The sequence below is a fragment of the Neobacillus sp. SuZ13 genome, assembly GCF_030123365.1.
GTDB lineage: Bacteria > Bacillota > Bacilli > Bacillales > Cytobacillaceae > Neobacillus.
Genome location: NZ_CP126107.1, coordinates 3716430 through 3740615 on the forward strand (window position 1 = coordinate 3716430; position 24186 = coordinate 3740615).

Sequence of the window (24186 nt, forward strand, 5' to 3'; positions counted from 1 at the left end):
ACATATGTACGAACAATAGGATTTAATTTTACTAGAATATTCGTGTTTGGGAGTGTAATTAATGGATAATGTATTTGATTATGAAGATATTCAACTGATTCCTGCTAAATCTATCGTTAACAGTCGTTCTGAGTGTGATACGAGTGTCACATTTGGTGGATATACATTTAAATTGCCAGTTGTACCTGCAAATATGCAGACGATTATAGATGAAAAGCTTGCGATTTTCTTCGCGGAAAACGGTTACTTCTATATTATGCACCGTTTCCAGCCTGAAAAGCGGATTTCCTTTATAAAGGATATGCAAGGACGTGGACTTATCGCATCTATTAGTGTCGGTGTAAAAGAGGGAGAATACGATTTCATCAACCAGCTGGCAGATGAAAAGCTAACACCTGAATTTATTACCATTGATATCGCTCATGGCCACTCAAATGCTGTAATTAATATGATTAAGCATATTAAGAAACACTTACCTAATAGCTTTGTCATTGCCGGAAATGTCGGAACTCCAGAAGCAGTAAGAGAATTAGAGCATGCCGGTGCAGATGCAACGAAAGTAGGAATTGGACCTGGGAAAGTATGTATTACGAAAATAAAGACAGGTTTTGGAACAGGCGGTTGGCAGTTAGCTGCTCTAAGATGGTGTGCCAAAGCGGCAAGCAAACCAATTATAGCTGACGGCGGCATTCGTACACATGGTGATATCGCGAAATCCGTACGATTTGGAGCATCCATGGTCATGATTGGTTCTTTATTTGCGGGTCATGAAGAATCTCCTGGGGAAACAATTGAAAAGGACGGAAAGTGTGTGAAGGAATACTTCGGTTCCGCTTCGGAATTCCAAAAAGGCGAACGAAAAAATGTTGAAGGTAAAAAAATGTACGTAGAACACAAGGGCCGTTTAATCGATACATTGATCGAAATGGAACAGGATCTTCAGTCCTCTATTTCCTATGCCGGAGGCAACAAGTTAAAAGACATCCGTACGGTTGACTATGTCATCGTAAAGAATTCCATCTTTAATGGTGATAAAGTTTATTAAAAAGTAAATGCCAGTCCCCCTCACTTGGTTACCAAATGATGGGGACTGGCATTTTTGTTATTTTATATTCTTTGAATGAAAAGTACGGCTATACAGGGTATACTTTTCAATCCTGTCGCGATTTGGTTCATACCCGATACCCGGAAGTTTGGGAATGGTAATCATCCCATCTTCAACGATTACCTCGGGGTCGATAATATCTTCCTTCCAGTAATGGGCTGAGGCCGCTGTATCACCTGGAAGTGTAAAATTAGACAAGCTTGTGATCGCAATATTATGTGCCCTGCCAACTCCAGACTCTAGCATTCCTCCACACCAGACGGGAATTCCATTTGCCTCGCATAGATCATGGATCCGTTTGGACTCGGTTAGTCCTCCGACACGGCCGATTTTTATGTTTATTATTTTACAACTTCCCAGTTGAATCGCCTTTCTTACATCTTCGACACTATGGATACTTTCATCCAGACAAATCGGAGTCTCTATTTGCGCTTGGAGCTGCGCGTGGTCGATGATATCATCAAAGCCTAATGGCTGTTCAATCATGGTTAAGTTGAATTGGTCCATTGCCTTAAGAGTATCGAGATCATCTAGTGTATAAGCGGTATTTGCGTCAGCCATCAATGGAATATCCGGGTACCGTTTACGTATCTCTGCTAAAATATTTAAATCCCATCCTGGTTGAATTTTCACTTTGATGCGCTTATATCCCTCTTGCAGACTACCTTCTATCAAATTCAATAGTTCTTCGACCGTATCCTGAATGCCAATACTGACACCAACTTCGATCTTTTCTAACTTTCCTCCGAGAGCGGCAGAAAGACTTATTCCCTGCTGTTTAGCATATGCATCCCAGATTGCCCCTTCCAGAGCAGCCTTCGCCATGTAATTTCCTCGAATATGATGGAACCGTTCGGAAACCTCATCCGGATGAGAAATCGGCTCTTTCAGAAGAAGGGGAATTAAAAAATCCTCCATCATATGCCAATTGGTTTTGACTGTTTCTTCCTTATAGGTGGCATCGATCGCAGCAACAGATTCGGCCCATCCCGAAATGCCATCCTTCGTTAGGACTTCCACTAAAATAAAATCTTTATCATATTCCGTTCCAACCGCTGTTGTAAAAGGGTGTAAAAGATCCATTTTCATATGTCGTAATACGATTCGTTGTATTTCCATTCTATCTATCCCTCACTTCGTTTTAAGTATGTTTCTTAGTTAATACATAGTGATGGAGGTAAGGAAGATTACTCTTTCGTAATGCCGTAACCGTCCATCCTTTGCTTAAATAATAGGTAAAAACTTCGCGCGTTTTCAGACGCCAATCCAATGCAGTTTCTAAATCATTCGCTTTTATGGTTTGGAATTGATTCGGAACAGGTACATACAGGACATTTACATTCCATTCGTGATCAAGTAACACAGCTTTCGGAACCGGGAAGCCCTGAGCATCTACTTCCACTTGAATCAATAGGGGCACTTCTTCGACTTTAGCAGAATCTTCCGATAGCTTCGGCGTTTCCCCAGCAATGTCCCATTCCACTAAAAAACGATCAGATGGTAAGCCTGCATTCAGAATATCAGGCATTTCACCGTAACAATTTTCAATATACTGCGTACAAACTCCACCTAATTTGCTTAAATTAAGATATCCATTAACCGTTTCTAGTGGATCATATGTCCACACGATTAATCGGTAGCCCTTACTAAGAGCTTCTTCTCGCTGCCTTAATTTTAATTTTTCACCGATGCCCATTTTTTGAAAATCTGGGTGAATGCCCATACTGTGTGAGCAAAGATATATGGTTGTCCCATTAAATCCAGGAAAGCTATATTGAAATCCAATTAATCGTGGGCCAGAAAAAGCGCCAATCACCAGCCCGCCATTTTTTACAACGGCAATGCTATGATTCACTGGGACCGGATCTTCATCCGCCCAAATAAGACTTTCTAAATCTCTCACGGCAGTCAATTCCTCTGCCGAATGTAACATACGAATCGTAATCGGTTCTAATAAATCCATCTTGAGTAACGCACCTCCTGCACTTGATTAGATGACACTTTTAAGAAAACTTTTTAAACGATCACTATTTGGATTGCTGAATAGTTGAAGTGGCGGTCCTTGTTCCTCAATGACACCGTCACACATATAAATAACTCGATCAGCTACTTCTCTAGCAAACTTCATCTCGTGTGTTACGATCAGCATCGTCATTCCTTCTTCGGCTAACCCCTTCATAACATTGAGAACCTCACTAACTAGTTCTGGGTCTAACGCAGAAGTCGGTTCATCAAAGAGCATAATTTTCGGATTCATGGCCATCGCCCGTGCAATCGCGACCCGCTGCTGCTGACCACCGGAAAGCTTCCTTGGGTATACATCCTTTTTATCTTTAAGACCGACTCTTTCGAGGAGGACTAAAGCCTGTTCGACAGCTTCTGCTTTAGACTTCTTTAACGCCTGAATAGGCGCCTCTATAATATTTTGTAAGACGGTAAGGTGCGGGAATAGGTTAAATTGTTGAAATACCATGCCCACTTCCCGTCTAATTTGTTGAATACTACGCGAAGAATAGTTTAATTCCATTCCATCAATCGTAATTCGACCAGAAGACAGGGTCTCAAGCCCGTTCAGACAGCGGAGGAGCGTACTTTTACCCGAGCCGCTTGACCCAATCAGAGCAACAACCTCGCCAGGATACACCTGTAAATTAATCCCTTTTAAAACTTCTAGCTGATGGAAACTTTTATGGACTTTTTCAATTTCAATAATAGGATGAAGATGATCTTTCACATGATTTGACACATTAGGTCCTCCCTTGACTAACGTTCGCTGATCGACAACTTAAATTCTACTTTTCTTAAGAAAAACGAGAAGATCGTGGTCATCACTAAGTAAAGAATGGCAGCTGTAATATAGAATTCAATAAATGCATAATTCGTTGACGCAAATCTTTGTGAAGTCATCATCAATTCTGAAACGGTAACAAGCGACGCAAGCGATGAATCTTTTAATAGTGTGATAGATTCATTTCCAATCGCAGGGATACTTACTCTTAGCGCCTGCGGGAGAATAATTCTTCTCATAATTGTGGGATAACCCAGTCCAAGTGACTGAGCTGCTTCCATCTGCCCTTTTGGGATGGACAAGATCCCTCCTCTTAAAATTTCAGCAATATAGGCTCCGGCGTTTATTCCTAACGCCAGCACTGACGCGGTAAAGGGATCTAGTTCAATCCCGAGTTGCGGAAGGCCGAAGTAAACAAGAAATAGTTGCACCAACAGCGGGGTCCCCCTAAGGACCCAAATATAAAAGTCGGCGAACAATGACAAAATCTTAAACTTTGAAATCTTCAAGATTACAATGATAATTCCCATCACTAACCCAAGGATTAAGGAAAGAATCGAGATTTCAAGGGTCATGATCGATGCCTTGAGTAAAAATGGAATGTATTCAGTTACAAGAGAAAAATCTAACATATCTTTCGCTCCTTATCGGATGTCTTTTCCAAACCATTTTTTACTAATTTCTTCGTATTTACCGTCTTTTTGCATTTCGGCGATCACCTTATTGATTTCTTTACGGAAATCATTATCTTCTTTGCGAATCGTCATGCCCGCTAATTCAGTATTTAATAGTCCGGCAATTGCTACTAAACTATAATTCTGATCGAGGATAATTTTGGCACCGACGCCTTGGTCTGTTGAAACACCATCAAGACGTCCATTTACTAAGTCTTCAAAAGCAAGAAAATCATTCTTATACAGTTTCACGTCGGCCCCAAGCTTGGTTACCTCTTCTGCTGCAGTAGTTGAGATCGTTACTCCAATCTTTTTCCCTTTCATGCCTTTTGGGTCTTTTATCGAAGAATCTTTTGGAACAAACAACTGATTACCAGTGGTAAAATAAGGGTCGCTAAACGATACTTTCTTCTTTCTTTCCTCGGTAATCGCCATATCTGAAATGATAATATCAAACTTTTTCCCCGTTAATGCAGGGATCATACTATCCCAGGGGTTTGAGACTAAAACCGCTTTCACACCAAGTCTTTTTGCCACTTCTTGAGCAATATCCACGTCAAATCCTTCTAACTCATTGCTTTTATTAATGTAGTTATATGGAGGGTACGCTCCCTCAAGGGCAATCTTCATTTCTCCCTTATCCTTAATCGACTTAAGTGTATCTCCTTTTGCTGAACCGCTGGCATCCTTGCTACCACCGCACGCAGCCATGATCAGGACTAGACACGCTATACACAAACCAGCCATAAACTTTTTCATCTTAATCCCCCATTACCGTTTATTTTTATGATTATTTGAAGCAGCCTTATAAACTAGACATGATAATATTTTCGTTCCATAGAGGAGCGCTTCTTGATTAAATTCCATCTCCGGGTGATGAAGACCAGGACGCAAGTCACAGCCAAGTCCAATCATGGTCGCCTTTATTCCCGGATTTTGAAGGGTATAGAAATGAAAATCTTCACCCCCTTGTGAAATACAGTTGTCCACCACATTTTCTTCTCCCATGACAGTGGCCGCAGCCTCCTTTGCCATCTTAATCGCTTCATTATTTAATCTTGCGGCTGGAACAAATTCTTCCACAGAGGCGCTTATTCTTGTCCCAGTAAGAGCACCTACTTTCTCAAGCAAATCTAATGCTCTGGACTGCAGCTCTTCCATGTCTTCATTTGTTGCTGCCCGTAAATCTAATATAAAATTTGCCGTTTCAGGAATGACATTGGAGGAATTTCCCCCAGCATGTAAACCCGTCATTTTTATCGAAAAAGAATCAGGGTTTTTTAAACGAATGTTTTGCAAGGCTTGGATTACGTAAGATGCCGCTTCGATCGAATTGTTACCATCCTGGGGCCGCGATGCATGGGCTTGTTTCCCCTTAATGACTCCGTAAATGGTGGTACAGGAACTATGCACGATGGCAGGAGCGGCTTTCCCCATCGGAACTTCCATCCAGGGTCGTAGATGTACACCAAATAAGTAGTGGACACCTTCCAATGCTCCATCTTGCATCATTTGTAGTGCACCTTCGCCTTTCTCCTCTGCTGGTTGGAAAATGAAACGAACCGGCTTTGATCGTTCTGGTTTACAAGCCGCAAAAGCCAAGGCAGTATGTAGTACCATCGTGCTGTGGGCATCATGGCCACAGGAATGATTGGGTTGGACCTTCCCTTTCACTTCTTGTAATAGGGCATCCAGATCCGCGCGTAAAGCAACGATTTCGTCGCCTTCACCTGGTATATCAGCAATAATTCCATAGTGACCAGCGAAGGTCTTAAATGATATCCCCGCTCTTGTTAACACTTCCTGAATATATTGGGAAGTCTTTTGTTCTTGCCAGCTAGGTTCAGCCAATTGGTGCAGGTCAGCATAAGTCTTTAAAATGGCTGTCTCCTGCTCATTTATAAAATGAATAAGCTGGTTCATTGAATTTCTCCTCTCCTAACAAGTGTTCATTCAATAAAAACATGGTAATTCGTGTAAAGCTCTTCTAATTTCTGCTGCCGAGCTTGAATCCGCTGAGAATCTTTCACCTTCATCCCGGCAATGATAAAATCCAACAATATAATGGCTGGTGTAATGGAATGGGCGGCCGATTCTGAATCTTCCTCCGTGGTTAATGTAAGGTCAGCGATTCGACCAATGGGAGACAATAAACGATCGGTCACGCAAATTAAAGGAATCCCCTGTTTTTTGGCACACTCTGCAATATGCAAGGTTTCCTTCGAATAGCGCGGAAACGAGATAATAAATAAAACAGAACGCTCACTTAAATCCCCCAACCGCTCGTAGATTTCTCCAGTTGATGGGCAGAGTGTGACTTGATCCCGAAGAGAATGGAGCTGGAAAGAAAACCAGTGTGCCGGTGCATAGGATGCACCCATTCCCAAAATGAAGATTCGATCGGCATTGATTAATTCATTAACAACCTTCCATAGTTCTGTTTCATTCAGTTGATGATTGGTTTGCCGCTGGGAAAGAATTTCTTTTTCCAGGATCTCTGTAAAGAGAGACGTGTGCTCTTCCTCTTTCCTTTCTACTTGCGGATCTGAACTAAATGGATGCAAACTTTTGTTTACGATTTGCTGTTGAATGTAATTCTGCATTTCACTGAAACCATTAAATCCTAATGCGTAGGAAAGACGGATGACGGTGGTTTCACTAACTTCTACCTTCCGTCCAATCATCATCGCTGTGCTAAAAGCAGATTCATCCAGTTTTTCTATCAAATGTTTGGCAACTTTTTTTTGCCCAGGTGACAAGGTATCATATTTTTCTTTAATAATCCTTTCAAAACTTTTCATACGGCCCTCCAAAATGTGCAGTTAATACTTCATTTTTTATAAATGTTGCAGTAACTTCTTTATTGTTTTTTATTATACATCATTTCTTGAATATTTAGAAATATTTTTTATTAAAAACTACTTTTTTATAGCATGTTCGGAAAAATGAATTTGTATCGAATGTGTGTGAACAACTGAAAACCATGTTTAGTAGAAATACAGTTTAATTCGCTCCATAGCAATCAAGTTAGCTGTATATCAAAGTAGTCTGCAATGTAATAAAAAAACACCCACAAACGTTGATTAAACGCATTTTGTGAGTGTTTTATATTTTATGGAAAATCCGAGTCAGTCCCCCGGCACGTTAAAGCATTAACATACTGGGGGACTGACCCTAAAGGTTTTAATATATTGAAATAGGTTATTATGAAGGATTCTTAATGGAGAGTTTTAGCTATTTTTCAACTTATGAATTTCCCTGGAGTGTTCGGAAATCATCCGGTCATAATATTCAAGGTCATATTTTGTAGCCATAGAATTTTTGATATCTTTCACATCATCTATAACAATGTCTACTTTCGTTGCCATTGCATCCATTCTTTCGTTTGTTTCGGAAAGCTTTACATTCGTGGCTGCTACTGTATTAATTAATTGTTGTAATAAATCCCCTTGTCTTTTTTGTTCAGTATTTAATCTTAGATCCATGTCAGTTATCTTTTGATCCGTTCCAGTGATTCTTTGGTCCATGTCAGTTATCTTCTGATCCATGACATTGATTCTTTGGTCCATGTCAGTTATCTTTTGATCCATGACAGTGATTCTTTGGTCCATGCCAGTTATCTTTTGACCCATGCTAGTGATTCTTTGATCCATGTCAGTTATCTTTTGATCCATGCCAGTGATTCTTTGGTCAATCGTGTTTACTTTTTGGTCCAAGGAATCAAGTTTGTCCAATATCAATTTGAGTGTTTTTTCCATCATTCTCACACCCTTCTTTTATTGGTTATATTATAGCAGGTTTATGTAGATATTTGTCGAGGGTTTCAAATTACTGTTCAACCTGGAAGGTAAACTGATAACGTCTCAATCAAAAAGGTGCCTGACACCATCCAAGAAAATGGATGGTGTCAGGCACCTTTTTTTATTTTACTTTATGATGCTATTTTTTAAATGCAGCATCAAGGTACTCTTTATGAATCTGTTTTTCATAATTAAATGCTTTCTGGATGTACCCTACATCGGCTAATGTGTCAATGGAATCTTGTTGTGCGTTAATTGACTCTTCTGTAAAAAGAATATTAGGTTTTTCCGCTGTGATGATTTTCTTTATGAGATCAGCTGGAAGTTTGGTTGCGCGTGAATATATTTCAGATGCTTTATCTGGATTTTCAATTTGCCAATCGGCTGCTTTTTTGTACACTCTTAAATAGGCCTGAACAATTTCAGGATGTTCTTTTGCAAAGCCTGACCTGGCAATAATAGCGCCAGGGGCAAATATTTTTTTGTTTACATTTAGAGTTACTGCAATCCCTTTTTCAACATTATTTAGATAATAAGGATTCCACGCGGACCATGCGTCTAATTTTTTGGATTCAAAGGCCGCTTGTGCATCATCGGGTTGAAGATTGATGAGTTTCACATCATCTGTCGTTAAACCATTTGCTTTCAAAGCTTTAATTAGATACACATGTGCCGTTGTCCCAAGAGGAACACCCACTGTCTTGCCTTTTAATTCTTTAATCGTCTTTATATCCCCATTTTTTTGTACTAAAATCCGAACATTCGATTCACCTGTACCGGTTTGGGCAATCACTTCAAAGGGAAGCTTTTTATCTATACCTGCGATTAACGCACCATCTCCTAAAAACGATAAATCAACACGATTGGAAGCAAGTGATTCTAAAAGCGGGGGGCCGCTTGTGAATTCACTCCATTTTACATCGGCATTCAGTGCCTTAAACTCTTCTTCGAACCAGCCCTTTTCTCGAGCAATGACTAGAGGACCCATTTTTCCATTTAATGCAATATTCACTTTAACTGGAGCCCCTTTGGCATCCGTTTTTTCTGTGGATGAATTGCATCCTGCTAATAAAAAGATCATGGAAATGACCAATAATAATCCTAATAAGTGCTTACGATATTTCTCCATATTTAAACCTCCTCGTATCACATGGCTTCACCCGCTGCATGTGTGCTTCCTGGCTATGATAAAAAAAGAGGTTCGCAATGAGCGTGATCTCCTTATCGGAACCTCTTTTTATTGAATGGGTTAGATTTTATTTCTTACCTATTAATCGGCTTACCTCATTTTCTTGATTAACGGGTACGTCTTTTCCGACGGTTACGCGTCGTACCACACGATGACGATCCCCGTAGTCTGCTACCGCATAATGCTGCGTGGCCAAGTTATCCCAAATAGCCACATCCCCTTCCGTCCATTTCCAGCGTACGGTATTTTCTAGACGAGTGACGTAAGAATCAAAGATACTCAACAATCGTTCAGATTCACTTGTTGTATAACCATCTATCCTTCCTGCAAATCCTCCCAATAACAAATGCTTTTTACCGGTTTCGGCGTGAACATGTACAACTGGATGTCTCGTTTTAAAAACCGTTGATTCAAAAACATCACGATATTTTTTGGTAACTTCATTAACATCAATATCACTTCGTTTATACTGCGCATAATCAAATTCATTGGAATGAATTCCCCATAACTTATCAGCTAATTTTTTTAAGCCATCCGGAAGGTCTTCATACGCTGTATTCGTATTTGCCCAAACCGTATCCCCGCCAACCTCTGGAATTGTTACACCTCTTAAAATAGAGTATTTAGGAACCTCAGGAACAAACGTAACATCCGTATGCCAATGATTCGCTTTTGCACCTACCTCCGAGTCCAGCTCAAAAATATAGTTCGTATTATCTTTTACTGGTACGGTCGGATGAGCATATGGTTCGCCTAATAATGTTGCAAAGGCTTCTTGGCTTGCATCCGTTAAATGATTTTGGCCCTTAAAAAACACTACCTTGTACTCGTTTAGTGCTTGTTTAATTTCATGTAAAATACTTGGTTCTAAATCACCGCCTAATTGAACACCTTGAATTTCTGCACCAATTCTTCCTGCTTGCGGCACCACTTTTAATTGTTTTGTTTGAGAAGCTGTCATTTCCAATTCCTCCAATTTATTTGTTTTATTTTTTTCAAATCCAACGCAAATCTCTTTTGATCCGCCTCCTGACTTTTTATTTCCCACTTAACCCAGTGATATAGTCGGTTTAAAATCAAAAAACAAAAAGAGATTCAACAAAGCGAGCCTGGAAGCGTCTCTTTGTTAAATCTCTAGTCGTCTAGTGGATTCTATCACTTTAATTTAATTGGACTAAATTGGAAAAGTGGTTTGCTTATGAATGCATCTTAACAGGGTTCTAAATAGTCTGTCAATTATTTTTTTGATTATTCCTATAAATTTAGTTGGTTTTAATATCTTGATTATTACTATTATCCATGTTAAATTGTTATAAATTAATTCATTCGAATGAATCGACTAGTCTACTGGAGATTCGGTGAAAAGACACATTTGTCTTTTCGCCGAATCTCTTTTTTTATTTAAGAAAGGATGATGAACATTATGGTATCAACAGTGACAATTAATCATGTAAGAAAAACGTTTAACAGTGACAATGAAAGTATTAAAGTTTTAGAGGATTTTAATCTTTCCGTAAACTATGGTGAGTTTCTGACGATTATTGGTCCCAGCGGTTGCGGAAAAAGTACATTATTAAAATTAATTGCCGGACTTGATTTAGATTTTGAAGGCGAAATTATGATAGCTGATAAGGCAGTGAATGGTCCCTCTAAGGATCGCGGCTTTATTTTTCAAGAGCATCGTTTGTTTCCCTGGTTAAACGTAGAAAAAAATATTTCAGGTAACTTGTCATTAAAAGATCCAGAAATACGTGCAAAAGTGGACCAATTAATTTCACTTGTAAAACTGAAAGGATTTGAAAAAGCATATCCGCGCCAATTATCAGGGGGAATGTCACAACGTGTAGCAATTGCTAGGGCCTTGCTGCGGAATCCTGAAGTGTTATTGTTAGATGAACCGTTTGGTGCTTTAGATGCATTCACTCGCAACCATCTACAAGAAGCATTACTTGAAATATGGGAGGAAAATCAGACGACAATGATGCTTGTCACCCACGATATTGATGAGGCGATCTTTTTGTCATCTAAAGTCGTCGTCATGGATGCAAAGCCAGGGCGAATTAAGGGGATTGTCCCTATTGATTTACCTTATCCTAGAACAAGGATCAGTAAAGCATTCCAAGAATACCGAACCGTTATCTTGAAACTCCTTGATCACCAAGTTAACGAAATAGAAGATTGGAGCATTTAACTTAAAAAAGAAAGGATGATAAAAATGTCTACACAAACAATTGCACAGAACAAAGCCATTTCCATTAAGAAAAAAAAATCACCATTAACTAAAAGCTACTCTATGTGGCGCGGATTATCCCTACCTGTTTTCGTATTGATTTTATGGCAATTGTTAAGTTCACTCAGTATCTTGCCAGTTCAATTATTTTCTTCACCATTGTTAATTGTCACTCGCTTCGTTGAGCTAGTCCAGTCAGGGGAGATGGCTAAACATTTGCAAATTAGTTTAATCCGAGCAATACTCGGCTTTGGTATCGGCGGATTTTTGGGATTATTAATCGGTGTCATTGTTGGTATGAACAAAAGGGCCGAGGAATATTTAAACCCAAGTATCCAAATGCTCCGGACTGTCCCACTGCTTGTGATTACACCGCTATTTATCATGTGGTTAGGGTTTGGTGAATTATCTAAAATATTACTCATTGCTTTAGGTGCCTTTTTCCCTTTATATTTACAAACCTTTTTAGGCATTCGTAATGTAGATAAAAAACTATACGATGTTGCTCAAATCTTAGAGTACAGCCGAATAGAGCAAATAACTAAGTTGATGATTCCAGCTTCTTTACCGAATATTTTACTTGGTATACGCTTAGCTCTAAGCGCTGCCTGGATGTGCTTAGTTGTCGCAGAGTTATTGGGCGCAGATAGGGGTGTGGGCTTCATGATCCAAGATGCCCGTTCATTTATGCAGACAGACACTGTCTTTGTTGGCATTATCATCTTTGCCCTTGCTGGTAAAATATCCGACTCGATTGTCCGCTTTTTAGAACATCGTTTACTAAAATGGCAGGATAGCTTTAAAGCTTAACCAAATACCAAACAATCCACTCTATTCCTTTAACTAAGATAAGTCGGCTAGACCTACTACAACATAAAAAGACTACTTCCTGTTCATATGGACGTAGTCTTTTATGTAGGTTTTGCAGCCATAGTAGAACATTAATCCACTATATTTAAAAATCCATATCTATAACTTCATTAATAGTTCCTTTAACTTGATCACTTTCGAGCAATTGTCCTTCTTTAAAATCATTCACTTCTTCCGCAGGTTCCAAAGCAGGATTAAACTTGTTTGGATTGGGAGAAACCTCTGGACGGAAAACACGGTCATTTTTAAGCAAGCTAATCTCATCTAATAAATCACTTCGAAGGGAGTTTAACAAAGTTTGGAATTCTTGCTTGTCTAATTTTTGCTCACCAAGTTTCGTGACAAAATCACGCAACTCGTTTGCTTGGCCAGCCCCCCTCTGATTAGCATCAACAACAAGACGGGAGGCGAATTCTTGCTTAAGTAGGTTGATTTTACCTAAAAACTCTTTACGTAGTGTATCAACTAAGGCTATGTTCTCTTCTTCCTTGTCCAATTTATCTACATCTTGCTCAACTAGCTTCGCAATATAATCCTCCAGCTGATTTGCTTTTGCCTTTTGCTCGAGAATTGAATACACCTTTGGAGAAATTTTCGAAGTTTCTAAAGTTAACATTACAGGTTCTTCATTTCTTCCTGATTCCTTTTTCATTAATCCAACCACATCCGTTTGGAGATTAACAGCGGATATAAAAAAGTTCGAAAGTGCGTAAAAAGGTGCAATCATCTGTGCACCTAGATTTGAATACATATTGTTTAAATTGCCAACCAACTTTTCACCATGAAGATAATCTTTGTTGCTCATATGTTCTCCTCCTCTACTTAGGCGAAAACTACGTTTGTTTCATGCCTGCTTATAATTTCTAGACCATATAAATTTAACTTTCTTGTATCTGGAAGGAATATATGATTTTGCTCTCTAATTTCGGCTCCATACCTTATATCGATCGATTCTTGGATGAATCGTTTAAGGATGCTCGCTATTCCACCAATATAAACATATTTATAGACTTTATCTTTAGGAGAAGGAAATGTGTTTTCAATTTTCGTTATTAAAATTTGAGTGTATTCCCTTAATGACTCATGGATTTGCTCTGTGAGATCAACCTTTTTACCGCTATTTCCATCCATTTGTTCCATTTTTGTTTTATCAATGTTATTGATAATGAATTCTTCTAGTGAACGAACATCATCAAAGTACTCGAGTAACTTTTCACTTCTTAGTTTATCAATGTGTTTTAGGTACGAAATGTCAGCGAAGCAGTTCAATGATTCCCTGCTCTTAGGAGCCTGAAGTCCTGATTGAAGCAATGCAAGATCAACGGTCCCTCCTCCTAAATCCACAATTAGAGTTTCATAGTTTTGAAATGAATTTGCTTCCTCACGATCTTGTAAATCAAAATCTTTTTTAATTGCCCAGCGAGCAACTTCACTTTCAATCCGACATTTGCTTGTTTCGACGTGAATGGATACATCTCTCTCAAATCCTGGAGTTAAAATCGTTACACGATGCTCCCCTTCAAATCGGTTTGCCATTTTATTTTGCATATCACTGAACTTGTTCGTTTTCTTAAGCAGCCAAATTGGAAGCATAGTTGAAAAATAATTAATGTTCACTCGATTATCTTCTTTGCCGTTTCCTTTTATTACATTGTAATAAGCAACTGACGCAAGGAACATTACATAGGGAATCTCAGATTCCGTTTTATCATGAAGTTTGTTGATATGAATGTTTCCTAACACTTGTTTTTCCGCTGAATCGCCCACTAGATAATATTTCTCTACACCGTCTATCGTTGTTGAAATTAGTAAACTTTGTAAAAGGGATTGGGGATCATGGAAAGTAGACGGAAAGTGGCCGTCTGCCTTTTCCTTCGTTATTTCTACTACATTTGTAGGAATCTCAAAATAATAACCGTCCACAAGGGTTTGAAAGACTGAATTACCAAAATCGACATTTTGACGTTTTATATCCATTATTTCTCCTCTTTTCCTGCTATTTCCTCATAATAATTATATATTTTTCTGTTTTATTTGTCTAAAGTTGTTTATAAATTTAGATTAGTGAAAAAATGCTTTACTATTGTCCTAATTCATCCAGAGACACCGCCACTGGGTGGGAAATGAGTTTCCATTCGACTTCCTTTAACAGTGTTACCACAGAAATAGTAATTTAGGTTATATAAATGAGGAATCTAAAGCATAAACGACAAGAAGCCTTAAATTTAAACAAAATATGAGGAAGAACTTAATAGAGGACAACTAATGATAAACCGCACAATGAAAAATCACCGTGCGGTTATTATTTTAATATGTAGATTGGCGGGACTGCCTGGGAATCGAACCCAACAGACCTGGCACGCTATTCTCAAACTGTTTTGAAGACTGTTTTATGTCGAACATTATGTAATGACAATCATACAAAAATCAATTCAGAAGTAGCTGTAATTTTTAGATTCCATTCTTCATAGATAATAATCTTTTATTTAATCTAGGCGTATACATGACCAAGAATCCAGAACGCCCAAACGAGTATAAAATGAAAGCCAGCCAGAGGCCATGATTATGCCAGATAGGCGTTGCCGTAAATTGTATAAGGATATAGAGGATCATTGCGTAAATCATAGAGTTTCGAACCGGAGCAATATCAGTTGCACCTGTGAAGACACCATAAATGACAAGGCCAAAACACGCAGCAAACGGGTAAAGGATCAGCCATTTTCCATAGGTAGTTGAAAGTTCGATTACCCTTGGCAGATTGGTAAATAGAGCAATAATTTGTTCTTGAAATAATCCATAAATACAAGCGATAACAATTGCCGTAATCACCGACCATTGCTTTGATAATGTAAGTGTTTTTTTATATAATTCCCTGTCCTTTGATCCTACTGATTTGCCGACCAGAATACTCGTGGCATTGGCAAACCCATCGAAGAAATAAGCCATGATGTAATGAATTTGGAATAGTACAGCATTAGCAGCTAATAGGTCTGTTCCAAACGAAGCACCTTTTGCTGTAAACATATTAAAAACGACTAATAAACAAATCGTCCGAATAAACAAATCCTTGTTCACGTTAAACATCTTTTTCAAAGACTGTGTATCGATAAGTTCTTGAAAAGATGGTAACCTCCATTCAAACATTGATGCCTTCCTCACAATGACCATCCCTACTATAAAGGCTGTTACTTCAGCAATCAAAGCGGCAGCAGCGACCCCTTTTACAGCAAAAGAAAAGACATGGACAAATAGAATGGCCAAGATCATATTCAATACATTCATTAACACCTGTAGAAATAAAGATTCTTTTATCTTTGCCATCCCCATTAGCCAGCCAAGAATCACATAGTTCATCAAGGTAAAGGGTGCTCCCCAAATTCGAATGCGAAAATATTCAGCAGCAAACTGACTGACATCAGCATCCTTTGAAAACAATATCATAGCTATATATTCAATCGGCCATTGTAAGAGAATAAAACACATCCCAACCACAACAGCTAATAAAAATGGACGCGATAAAGCAAGTATTCCTTGCGCTTGATTGCTTGCCCCATTTGCTTGTGCGGCAAAAGCAGATGTACTAACCCGTAAAAAACCGAATACCCAATACAACGTATTAAAAATAAGAGTCCCGACGGCAACTCCTCCAATATAGGCCGAATCGGGAAGTTGCCCGACTACGGCTGTGTCTACAGCACCTAACAAGGGTGTTGTCATCGTCGAGATCGTTAGGGGAATCGCCAATGTGAGATACGCACGATGATTCATTAGGAATTTCCTCCTTCTATCTATTTAAATATGAACAATAGCCCCGATTTTGTAAATGAAATCGAGGCATTCGAAAAGTGAATATAATGTTTAAATTAAGCACGTCTAACCGTTCGAAAACGTGGGTGCTCGGCCAGCATGGAATCCCTCATCTGATTTACTACAGGATGTTCTGAAGTAAAAAACTGTTTTTTATCATCGTGAAGCTCGACCAATTCTCCTTTTTCTAGTACACCTAATCGTTCACTAATCGTATAGGCAGCTTTAATGTCATGTGTAATAAAGAGATAGGATAACCCGAAGTCTGCTTTTAGTTCCTTTAGTAATTCTAAAATAAGGGTTTGATTCACCATATCTAGACTACTGACAGATTCGTCCAAGACGATCAGCTTTGGCTTGAGAGAGATGGCTCTTGCAATATTAATCCTTTGCAATTGGCCGCCGCTAAATTGATTCGGATATTTTTTTAAGTCCCCTTCACTTAGCCCTACCCTTTCTAATAATTCAATAACGGTTCTTTTTTGCTCAGCCACTGTTAGCTTTTCATAGTTTTCCAGCGGCTCTGCAATAATTCGTTCCGCCGTCATTCGAGGGTTGACGGATGAGTAGGAGTCCTGAAATACTACTTGAAGATCACGACGAATCTTTTGACGACTATGCTTATCTGCGGTATAAATATCTTGCCCTTGAAACAGAACCTGTCCAGATTGCGGCCGTTCCAGACCAAGAATCACTCTTCCTAAGGTACTTTTTCCAGCTCCGCTCGTACCAAGCAAACCTAAACATGTTCCTTCCTCAATAGATAGAGATATGTCGGAAAGTATTTTTTTCGAACGATCTTTCCAGTTGAAATACGTTTGAGATCCATAGCTATGGGTTACTTTATTTACTTGTAATAAACTCATTCTTTCACCCCTCTAAGCCATATGGAAGGCAGATTCACCTGAATGTAATATGGAACGTGCACTTAATAGTTTTTTTGTATACGCATGCTGTGGCTCATCAAATAGTTTGAATACACCAGCTTTTTCTACGATTCGACCATTCTGCATCACTGCCACCTCATCAGCCATTTCAGCAATAACACCGAGATCATGGGATATTAAAAGAATAGATGAACCATATTCTGAGCGAATTTTATCTAAGTGGTACAGCACTTTTTTTTGATTATTTACATCTAGTGCGGTAGTCGGTTCATCAGCAATAATTACCGCAGGATGTAAGCATGCTGCAATGGCAATCATCACCCGTTGAAGCATACCGCCACTCAATTGAAACGGATAGGATTTTAATAGTTTCACAGGATCTGGTAAGTTTACATGATTCATCGCCTCAAGTGCCAGCTCTGTTGCTTGTTTTTTATTCCATTGTGTATGCGAACGAATGGTTTCAATAAATTGGTGGCCAATTGTAAAAACAGGTGTAAAAGCGTTCATCGGATTTTGCATAATAAAAGCGATATCCTTGCCACGGATCTCACGCATTTCTTTCTCACCTAAACCATTTAATTCGCGTCCTTGTAATTCGATATTGCCTTCAATCGCTGTCGTTTTCCGATTGAAAAGCTGAAGAATGGACATACTCGTAACGGTTTTACCACATCCACTTTCCCCTACAAGACCCAGTACCTCCCCACGCTTCAGTTCAAAATTGATATCCTCAACAAGCGTGACAGCACCAGTTTTTGTTTTTACCTGTACATGTAAATCTCTCACTTGTAACACATTCGATTGTTCTATACCCAATATTCTCATTCCTTTTTAAGATCGACGTTTGACACCGTAACGTTCGGATAACGCTTCGCCCAATAAATTGAAGGTCACAATCACGAGCATAATCATCAAACCTGGTAAAATCATTAATTCAGGATTTGTCCGAATATATGACTTTCCTTCGTGAATCATCGCTCCCCATTCCGGTGTAGGCGGTTGTACTCCTAAACCAAGAAACGACATGGCGGATATATCCATGATGGCCCACCCCATTTCTAATGTACCCATGACCACTAGTGGAGGAAGCACATTTGGAACAATATGATTTTTAATGATCTTCCATTGCGATGAGCCGCTTATTTTCGCCGCTGCAATAAAGTTTTGTTCTTTCAGACTAAGAACCATTCCTCGGAACATTCTCGCGTAATATACCCACTGCACAAGCATCAGCGCTAAAATGACCTGCGAAAGTCCAGGACCGAAAATACCAACCAATCCAAGGATCAGGATAAGACTTGGAAAAGCCATCACACCATCACAAAATCTCATCAAGACCTGATCCACCCAGCCGCCTTTATATCCAGAAAAGGTGCCAATCAGTAAACCAATCGTTACAGAAGAAATGAAAATGAGCATGGCAAAGCCTAAAGATATTCGGCCCCCATATAAAAGGCGTGATAAGTTACATCTACCTAAATGATCCGTTCCTAATGGGAACTCCCAGGATGGAGGCTGTAGTTTATAAGTTAAATTGACCGCAATTGGATCATTGGGTGCAATCCAGGGAGCCAATAACGTGATGGTAAAAAGAATCCCTAATACAATGAAACATATCGGAATCACTTTTTGACTTATAAATATCCTGCGTATACTGGTTATCATCGTTGTTGTCCTTCTTTCCTGGATATGCGCGGGTCAATAAACATTTGAATCAGATCCACCATTAGGTTGCTGAATATAAATAAACTAGCGGCTATGAGTACATAGCATTGAATGATAGGTATGTCACGGTTAAAAATCGCTTCAATAAAATAACGGCCAAACCCTGGCCAAGAAAAAACGGTCTCCACGATAATCGTTCCAGTCAGTAGTTTGCCAAGATTCATCCCCAAACCAGTAATCATCGGGGAAATGGCAATTCTTAAGACATGCTTAGCCATAATCGTTTTTTCTTTGATCCCCCTTGTCCTTGCAAATAGCACATAGGGTTCTTGTAGATTTTCAAGAATGCTAGCACGCAACAGTCTTGTGTACATTGCAATTAAGGGAAGTGCCAGTGTGATGGAAGGCAGAACAAGATGCTTCCATGTACCAAACCCCTCGACTGGGAAAAGGTCCAGTTTTACAGCAAAGAAAAAAATCAATAAATAACCTAGCCAAAAAGAAGGAATCGATGCCCCGAAAAAGGAAAGTAAGCGACTAAAATGATCAATCGCGCTGTTTTTCTTTACACCTGCCAAAAAGCCAAGAGGGACACTGACAAGCACCGCGATGAATAAACTCCCTAGCGCTAGCTGGAGGGTTGCAGGAATTCGGTAGATTACCTCGTCCCAAACGGGCTTATTCGAAACATAAGATATGCCAAAATCAAGTTGGCATATCTTCAAAATAGAGTTTACATATTGAATGAAGAATGGTTGATCTAAACCAAATTCATGTCTTTTCTGAGCTAAGATTTCATCGGTCGGTTCGATATGGGCTGCTGTTAAATAAGCCTCGGCCGGATCCACTGGTGAAAAGTGAATCATCCCAGTTGTTAGTAGTGCGGCCAAAAGAAAAACTGGGATTATGGACATAACTCGTTTTATTATAAAAGTGCCCATGAAAAACCTCCTACTGCTTACTTCTTGATGCTTATTCCTGTAAATGGATTTTCGTCACGATTCGCAGAGAAATTGAAGTTCGTGACATCTTTTTGATAAATTGCTATTTTCTTAATGTAAGAAATAGGAACAATCGCACCTTGATCTTGCAGTGATGTTAAAATAGCTTTATAAAGCTGCTGACGTTCTGTTTCGTCTGTTGTTTGAGGAACTCGCTTTATTTGTTGGATTATCTCAGCTTTATTTGGATAAGCTGAAATGGCTTCATTAAATCCAAATCCTTCTTTTCCCACAATGTTTATAAATGTATGCGGATCATACGGAGCACCGTAGTTACTAAAGAAATTAATATCAAACTTATTATCTTTAAATCTTTGAACTTGAACAGCAAGCTCTACCCCAACAATATTTAATTTTACACCAATGGCAGCCCATTCTGATTGCAGCGTTTCTGCCATTACTTTTTGAATGGATTCTGCTGAATCGTACATCATCTCAATTTCAAGCGGTTTTCCACCTTTTTCACGAACTGTTTTCCCCTTAGGGAGTTTCCAGCCTGCTTCGTCTAATAACGCTTCTGCTTTTTTAACATCATATCCAATCTTCGTCACATCAATTTCGGAAGTGTAAGGCAAGTTTGTAGGTAAAATAAAATCTGCTGCTTCTTCAAGTCCAGAAGTGATTCCTTTCACCATTGCCTCTTTATTAAATCCATATTGTAACGCTAGGCGAACACGTTCATCTGAAAGTTGTTCTCTGTTTGTATTCATAACAAGCTGTCTTGTCGCGACTGGCTCAGAAATGCTAGTTTCATATTTATTAGTTGATTCTAATTGTTTGAAAGCGTCTAAACTGATTACACCTTCTCCATAAATTAAGTCTAGCTCACCTTTTTCAAACGCTAGTACTCTCGTTTCTGCATCAGGAATAACTTTCACTTGGATTTTTTCTACCTTTGGAAGCTCGCCCCAATAGTTCTCGTTTCGTTTGAAAATCGCATATTCATCCGCTTTATGCTCTTCCAAAATCCATGGACCTGTACCAACTGGTTTCACAATTCCTTTTGAAGTATCACCATTTTCGGGGAATCCAGCTTCACCTAAGAAACGAACTGGTCGGACAACAGCTAGCTCCTGAATGGTTGGATAATAGGCCTCCGTTAATGTCATTTTAAATGTATTTTGGTCGATTGCCTCTGTACTAGCTATTTTCGAAAGGAATCCCAACCAACTATGTAATTCCATATGGTTCAAAATGGTATCAAAATTCTTTTTTACAATTTCTGCATTAAAGCTTGTTCCATCAGAAAATTTCACCCCTTGACGCAGATGAAATGTATATACCTTTCCGTCTTTAGAAATTTCCCATGACTCAGCAAGACTCGGCTTTAGCTCTCCCCCATCGCCGTAGCTTACTAACGGTTCATATACCATTGATTGTGCAAATAATTGTGAAGGATTATACACATGGGGATTCATTTCTCCCACATCCCTTGGCCAAGCGATCGTAAGCATATTGTCATTTACGTTCTCTGCCGTTGAATCCTTATCACTAGCATTTGTACAACCTAGTAAAAACGTTGATAAAAGTAAAAAAAACATAGATGTTATTAAAATATTGCGACTAATTACTTTACTAAACAACCTTGTTTCCCCCTAAATAATATTGATAATCATTTTCATTTATTGTACGAAGGATACATGCGCTTGTCAATACTATGATATTTGAATAATTTATGACATTTTTACATACACCACATTGGGATTTTTCTCACTAAGTCCCTATCTATTTTTTATCTTGCTTTGGCCAAATTTTTCACATCTGCCGAAGGCTTGGCCAATAAACGGTGAAAAAGGCAGTGGATAAAATCCACTGCCTGATAGTGATTAATATTAGATTGATATCTTCTTATTTTCCATTGGGATTACAGAGTCATCATACTTTGACATCTTCCTAGTATCTGGGACAAAGAATGATAGGATAAGCGATAAAGCACAACCTGCCATCATCAACCCACCAAAGGCCATGGGAGAAGGTCCAAACTTTTCTAACATTGGTGTCCAAATCATTGGACCGAAACCAGCAAGCGCGGCAGAAACCTGGTAACCGAATGATAAACCTGTATAACGGACTTTCGCCGGGAACAGTTCTGAAAAGATGGTTCCCTGCGTCGAGAAGATCGCTCCCCAAGCAATCCCTAGCACAATGACCTGCATAAAATAGAAAGGCACCGTCCCCTTAGGGATGATAGTAAAGTAAGGAATCGCTAGTATGAGAAAGGCTACTAAAGAACTGATATAGATAATTTTCCTCCCGATAAAATCGGAAAGATAGCCAACTACCGGAATGGTAATAATCATCGTCGCACAGCCGATTGTGACAGCGGTTAACGCAGTTTCTCTAGAATAGCCTAAATGGGTAGTGGCGTAAACAAGGATAAAAGACATGGAAAAGACATTGAACATCCCATCACCAAGTTTCATCCCAATTAAGTGAAATACATTTTTCCAATAATGACGAAATGTTTCTACTACTGGAATCTTTGCTAGTTCTCCGCTCTCTTTTTGCTGTTTAAAAGCAGGAGTCTCCTCGATTCCATTTCGGATCCAAAGCGCTAAAGCAATAAGGACCGCACTAAATAGAAAAGGAACTCGCCATCCCCAGGCTAAAAATTGAGCATCTGTCGTTAAGGAACTGATAAAGGTGAAACTAAACGTCCCAAGAACTAATCCGATTGGCACACCTAATTGTGGGATCGAACCATATAGTCCGCGGAGTCCTTTAGGCGCATATTCGGTAGCAAGCAACACGGCCCCTCCCCATTCGCCGCCAAGGGCAATACCTTGTATCAACCTTAGGAGCACCAATAAAATAGGTGCTAACAGTCCGACCTGTTCATAAGTCGGGATTAGTCCAATAAGCAAGGAACTTCCGCCCATACCAAGAAGAGTCAGCATAAGACTTGCTTTCCTTCCTAATCGATCCCCATAATGGCCAAAGATAAGACTGCCGATTGGTCTAGCGGCATAGCCTACTCCAAATGTGGCAAAGGCCAAAAGCAGCGCAATCGCAGGATCAGCACTGGGAAAAAAGAGATGGGAGAATACTAGACCCGTGGCAGTACCATATAGATAGAAATCATACCATTCAATAACAGAACCAGAAACGCTTGCGAATAGAACGCGTCCTTTATTCATAAAACAACCCCTTTCAGCAGTAATCTGCTGGAATAAAATACTTTTAAATCATTATTTGGTGTAACTAATAAAAGGAAAGTAAGAAATTGCGAATAAACATCACCTCATTGCTAAGCGCTTACAACCAATCAAACATAAATAATTTCACAGACTATAGTCTGTTATTTATTTTAATGAACCATTCTATTACCGTCAATCATATTCTTACAAATATTCTAAATTATACTAAAATTTAGTATTTTTTTACTATGCAACTTATCTGATAAAGTGAAAAACTATTGTTTCTTCATTCTTATATAAGTTAAAATAGAAATGAAAACCCTTTCAATATAGGGTAATGGAGGCTGCACATGTCACGTTTTACCTTACGTCAAAAAAAAGCCCTGGAAACGAAGCAGCGAATTATTGAGACAGCTTTGGATCTCTTTAGTAGAAAGGGATTTGATCATGTCACTGTAGATGAAATTGTAAAGGTTAGCAAAACATCAAAAGGGGCATTCTATGTACACTTTAATTCGAAATATGAAATATTCCTCGAAAAATTCAAAGAAATAGACGAGTTTTTTGCCAATGTCACAGAAACACTTCCGAAAGAAATTAGCATGTATGAAAAAATTCTTCTGTTAAATCAATCCCAAATGACTTATTTAAGAGACAGTTTGGGAATGGATTTGATAAGGACCGTTTATATGAGTGCCTTAAGTCCAAATCAACCGAAATTCCTTTCTGATACTGATCGCTCTCTTTTTAGGGTTGTTCATTCACTTGTGGAAGAAGGGCAAGAAACGGGAGAATTTAAGAAAGATTTATCTGCTCAAGAAATTACGATGTTAATTACCCGCTGTATGAGAGGAACACTCTACGATTGGGCATTATTTGGTGAGGAATTTAATCTTGTAGAGGAAGGACAGAAGTTCATTCGAACGATATTAAGCGGGATTATTACAAAAGCATAATGGATAAATTACTGCCAGCCAAACTTTTTGGCTGGCATTTCTATTATAGAGTCAAGTAACCTCAAGCCTCAGAC

At 39.0% G+C, this 24186-nt stretch carries 23 protein-coding genes; 4 read left to right on the plus strand and 19 right to left on the minus strand.

What is annotated here, in order from left to right:
- Positions 1 to 61 precede the first annotated feature (61 nt).
- Complete coding sequence (guaC, locus tag QNH17_RS18190) at positions 62 to 1045, plus strand: GMP reductase (protein WP_283874108.1); 984 nt, start codon at positions 62 to 64, stop codon at positions 1043 to 1045.
- 57 nt (positions 1046 to 1102) lie between these two features.
- Here guaC and menC read toward each other — a convergent pair whose 3' ends face one another.
- From menC to QNH17_RS18240, 10 genes are all read right to left on the minus strand, one after another.
- Positions 1103 to 2224 (minus strand): o-succinylbenzoate synthase, encoded by a 1122-nt coding sequence (gene menC, locus QNH17_RS18195; RefSeq protein ID WP_283874110.1) that lies wholly within the window; start codon positions 2222 to 2224, stop codon positions 1103 to 1105.
- A 22-nt stretch (positions 2225 to 2246) separates the two neighbouring features.
- Positions 2247 to 3068 carry a GNAT family N-acetyltransferase gene (locus QNH17_RS18200; protein ID WP_283874112.1) on the minus strand — a complete coding sequence of 274 codons (822 nt, stop codon included), beginning with the start codon at positions 3066 to 3068 and terminating at the stop codon, positions 2247 to 2249.
- Positions 3069 to 3095: 27 nt separating this feature from the next.
- Positions 3096 to 3818: an amino acid ABC transporter ATP-binding protein gene (locus tag QNH17_RS18205; RefSeq protein ID WP_283879535.1), complete on the minus strand. Its 723-nt coding sequence runs from the start codon at positions 3816 to 3818 to the stop codon at positions 3096 to 3098.
- 50 nt (positions 3819 to 3868) lie between these two features.
- A complete protein-coding gene (locus QNH17_RS18210) occupies positions 3869 to 4525 on the minus strand; it encodes an amino acid ABC transporter permease (RefSeq protein ID WP_283874114.1) in 657 nt (218 codons plus the stop codon).
- A gap of 12 nt (positions 4526 to 4537) precedes the next feature.
- Positions 4538 to 5326 carry a transporter substrate-binding domain-containing protein gene (locus QNH17_RS18215; protein ID WP_283874116.1) on the minus strand — a complete coding sequence of 263 codons (789 nt, stop codon included), beginning with the start codon at positions 5324 to 5326 and terminating at the stop codon, positions 4538 to 4540.
- Between the two features lie 12 nt (positions 5327 to 5338).
- Positions 5339 to 6490 carry an amidohydrolase gene (locus tag QNH17_RS18220; protein ID WP_283874117.1) on the minus strand — a complete coding sequence of 384 codons (1152 nt, stop codon included), beginning with the start codon at positions 6488 to 6490 and terminating at the stop codon, positions 5339 to 5341.
- Positions 6491 to 6516: 26 nt separating this feature from the next.
- Entirely contained in the window at positions 6517 to 7368 is an 852-nt protein-coding gene (locus tag QNH17_RS18225) for a MurR/RpiR family transcriptional regulator (protein ID WP_283874119.1), read from the minus strand.
- Between the two features lie 429 nt (positions 7369 to 7797).
- Entirely contained in the window at positions 7798 to 8328 is a 531-nt protein-coding gene (locus QNH17_RS18230) for a coiled-coil domain-containing protein (protein WP_283874120.1), read from the minus strand.
- A gap of 178 nt (positions 8329 to 8506) precedes the next feature.
- Entirely contained in the window at positions 8507 to 9496 is a 990-nt protein-coding gene (locus QNH17_RS18235) for an ABC transporter substrate-binding protein (protein ID WP_283874122.1), read from the minus strand.
- 127 nt (positions 9497 to 9623) lie between these two features.
- Entirely contained in the window at positions 9624 to 10517 is an 894-nt protein-coding gene (locus QNH17_RS18240; RefSeq protein ID WP_283874124.1) for a TauD/TfdA dioxygenase family protein, read from the minus strand.
- Between the two features lie 462 nt (positions 10518 to 10979).
- Here QNH17_RS18240 and QNH17_RS18245 point away from each other — a divergent pair, with 462 nt between their 5' ends.
- Positions 10980 to 11747: an ABC transporter ATP-binding protein gene (locus QNH17_RS18245; protein WP_283874125.1), complete on the plus strand. Its 768-nt coding sequence runs from the start codon at positions 10980 to 10982 to the stop codon at positions 11745 to 11747.
- A gap of 24 nt (positions 11748 to 11771) precedes the next feature.
- Entirely contained in the window at positions 11772 to 12596 is an 825-nt protein-coding gene (locus tag QNH17_RS18250; protein WP_481858531.1) for an ABC transporter permease, read from the plus strand.
- Positions 12597 to 12741: 145 nt separating this feature from the next.
- On the opposite strand, the gene QNH17_RS18255 is transcribed toward QNH17_RS18250, so the two are convergent.
- From QNH17_RS18255 to QNH17_RS18295, 9 genes are all read right to left on the minus strand, one after another.
- Positions 12742 to 13461 carry a hypothetical protein gene (locus QNH17_RS18255; protein ID WP_283874129.1) on the minus strand — a complete coding sequence of 240 codons (720 nt, stop codon included), beginning with the start codon at positions 13459 to 13461 and terminating at the stop codon, positions 12742 to 12744.
- Positions 13462 to 13478: 17 nt separating this feature from the next.
- Positions 13479 to 14633, minus strand: coding sequence for a ParM/StbA family protein (locus QNH17_RS18260; RefSeq protein WP_283874131.1), 1155 nt, complete (start codon positions 14631 to 14633; stop codon positions 13479 to 13481).
- Between the two features lie 474 nt (positions 14634 to 15107).
- Positions 15108 to 16424 (minus strand): MATE family efflux transporter, encoded by a 1317-nt coding sequence (locus QNH17_RS18265; RefSeq protein WP_283874134.1) that lies wholly within the window; start codon positions 16422 to 16424, stop codon positions 15108 to 15110.
- A 95-nt stretch (positions 16425 to 16519) separates the two neighbouring features.
- Complete coding sequence (gene nikE / locus QNH17_RS18270; RefSeq protein WP_283874135.1) at positions 16520 to 17329, minus strand: nickel import ATP-binding protein NikE; 810 nt, start codon at positions 17327 to 17329, stop codon at positions 16520 to 16522.
- Positions 17330 to 17341: 12 nt separating this feature from the next.
- Positions 17342 to 18169 (minus strand): nickel import ATP-binding protein NikD, encoded by an 828-nt coding sequence (nikD, locus tag QNH17_RS18275; protein WP_283874136.1) that lies wholly within the window; start codon positions 18167 to 18169, stop codon positions 17342 to 17344.
- A 15-nt stretch (positions 18170 to 18184) separates the two neighbouring features.
- Entirely contained in the window at positions 18185 to 19018 is an 834-nt protein-coding gene (gene nikC, locus QNH17_RS18280; protein WP_283874137.1) for a nickel ABC transporter permease subunit NikC, read from the minus strand.
- Positions 19015 to 19959 carry a nickel ABC transporter permease subunit NikB gene (nikB, locus tag QNH17_RS18285; protein WP_283874139.1) on the minus strand — a complete coding sequence of 315 codons (945 nt, stop codon included), beginning with the start codon at positions 19957 to 19959 and terminating at the stop codon, positions 19015 to 19017. The genes nikC and nikB overlap by 4 nt, the downstream gene beginning before the upstream one ends.
- A 17-nt stretch (positions 19960 to 19976) precedes the next feature.
- Positions 19977 to 21560, minus strand: a complete 1584-nt coding sequence (nikA, locus tag QNH17_RS18290; RefSeq protein WP_283879536.1) for a nickel ABC transporter substrate-binding protein — start codon at positions 21558 to 21560, stop codon at positions 19977 to 19979.
- Positions 21561 to 21851: 291 nt separating this feature from the next.
- Positions 21852 to 23156 (minus strand): MFS transporter, encoded by a 1305-nt coding sequence (locus tag QNH17_RS18295; protein ID WP_283874142.1) that lies wholly within the window; start codon positions 23154 to 23156, stop codon positions 21852 to 21854.
- Positions 23157 to 23506: 350 nt separating this feature from the next.
- On the opposite strand from QNH17_RS18295, the gene QNH17_RS18300 reads away from it, so the two are divergent.
- On the plus strand, positions 23507 to 24112 hold the full coding sequence (locus QNH17_RS18300; protein WP_283874144.1) for a TetR/AcrR family transcriptional regulator: 606 nt from the start codon (positions 23507 to 23509) through the stop codon (positions 24110 to 24112).
- Positions 24113 to 24186 lie beyond the last annotated feature (74 nt).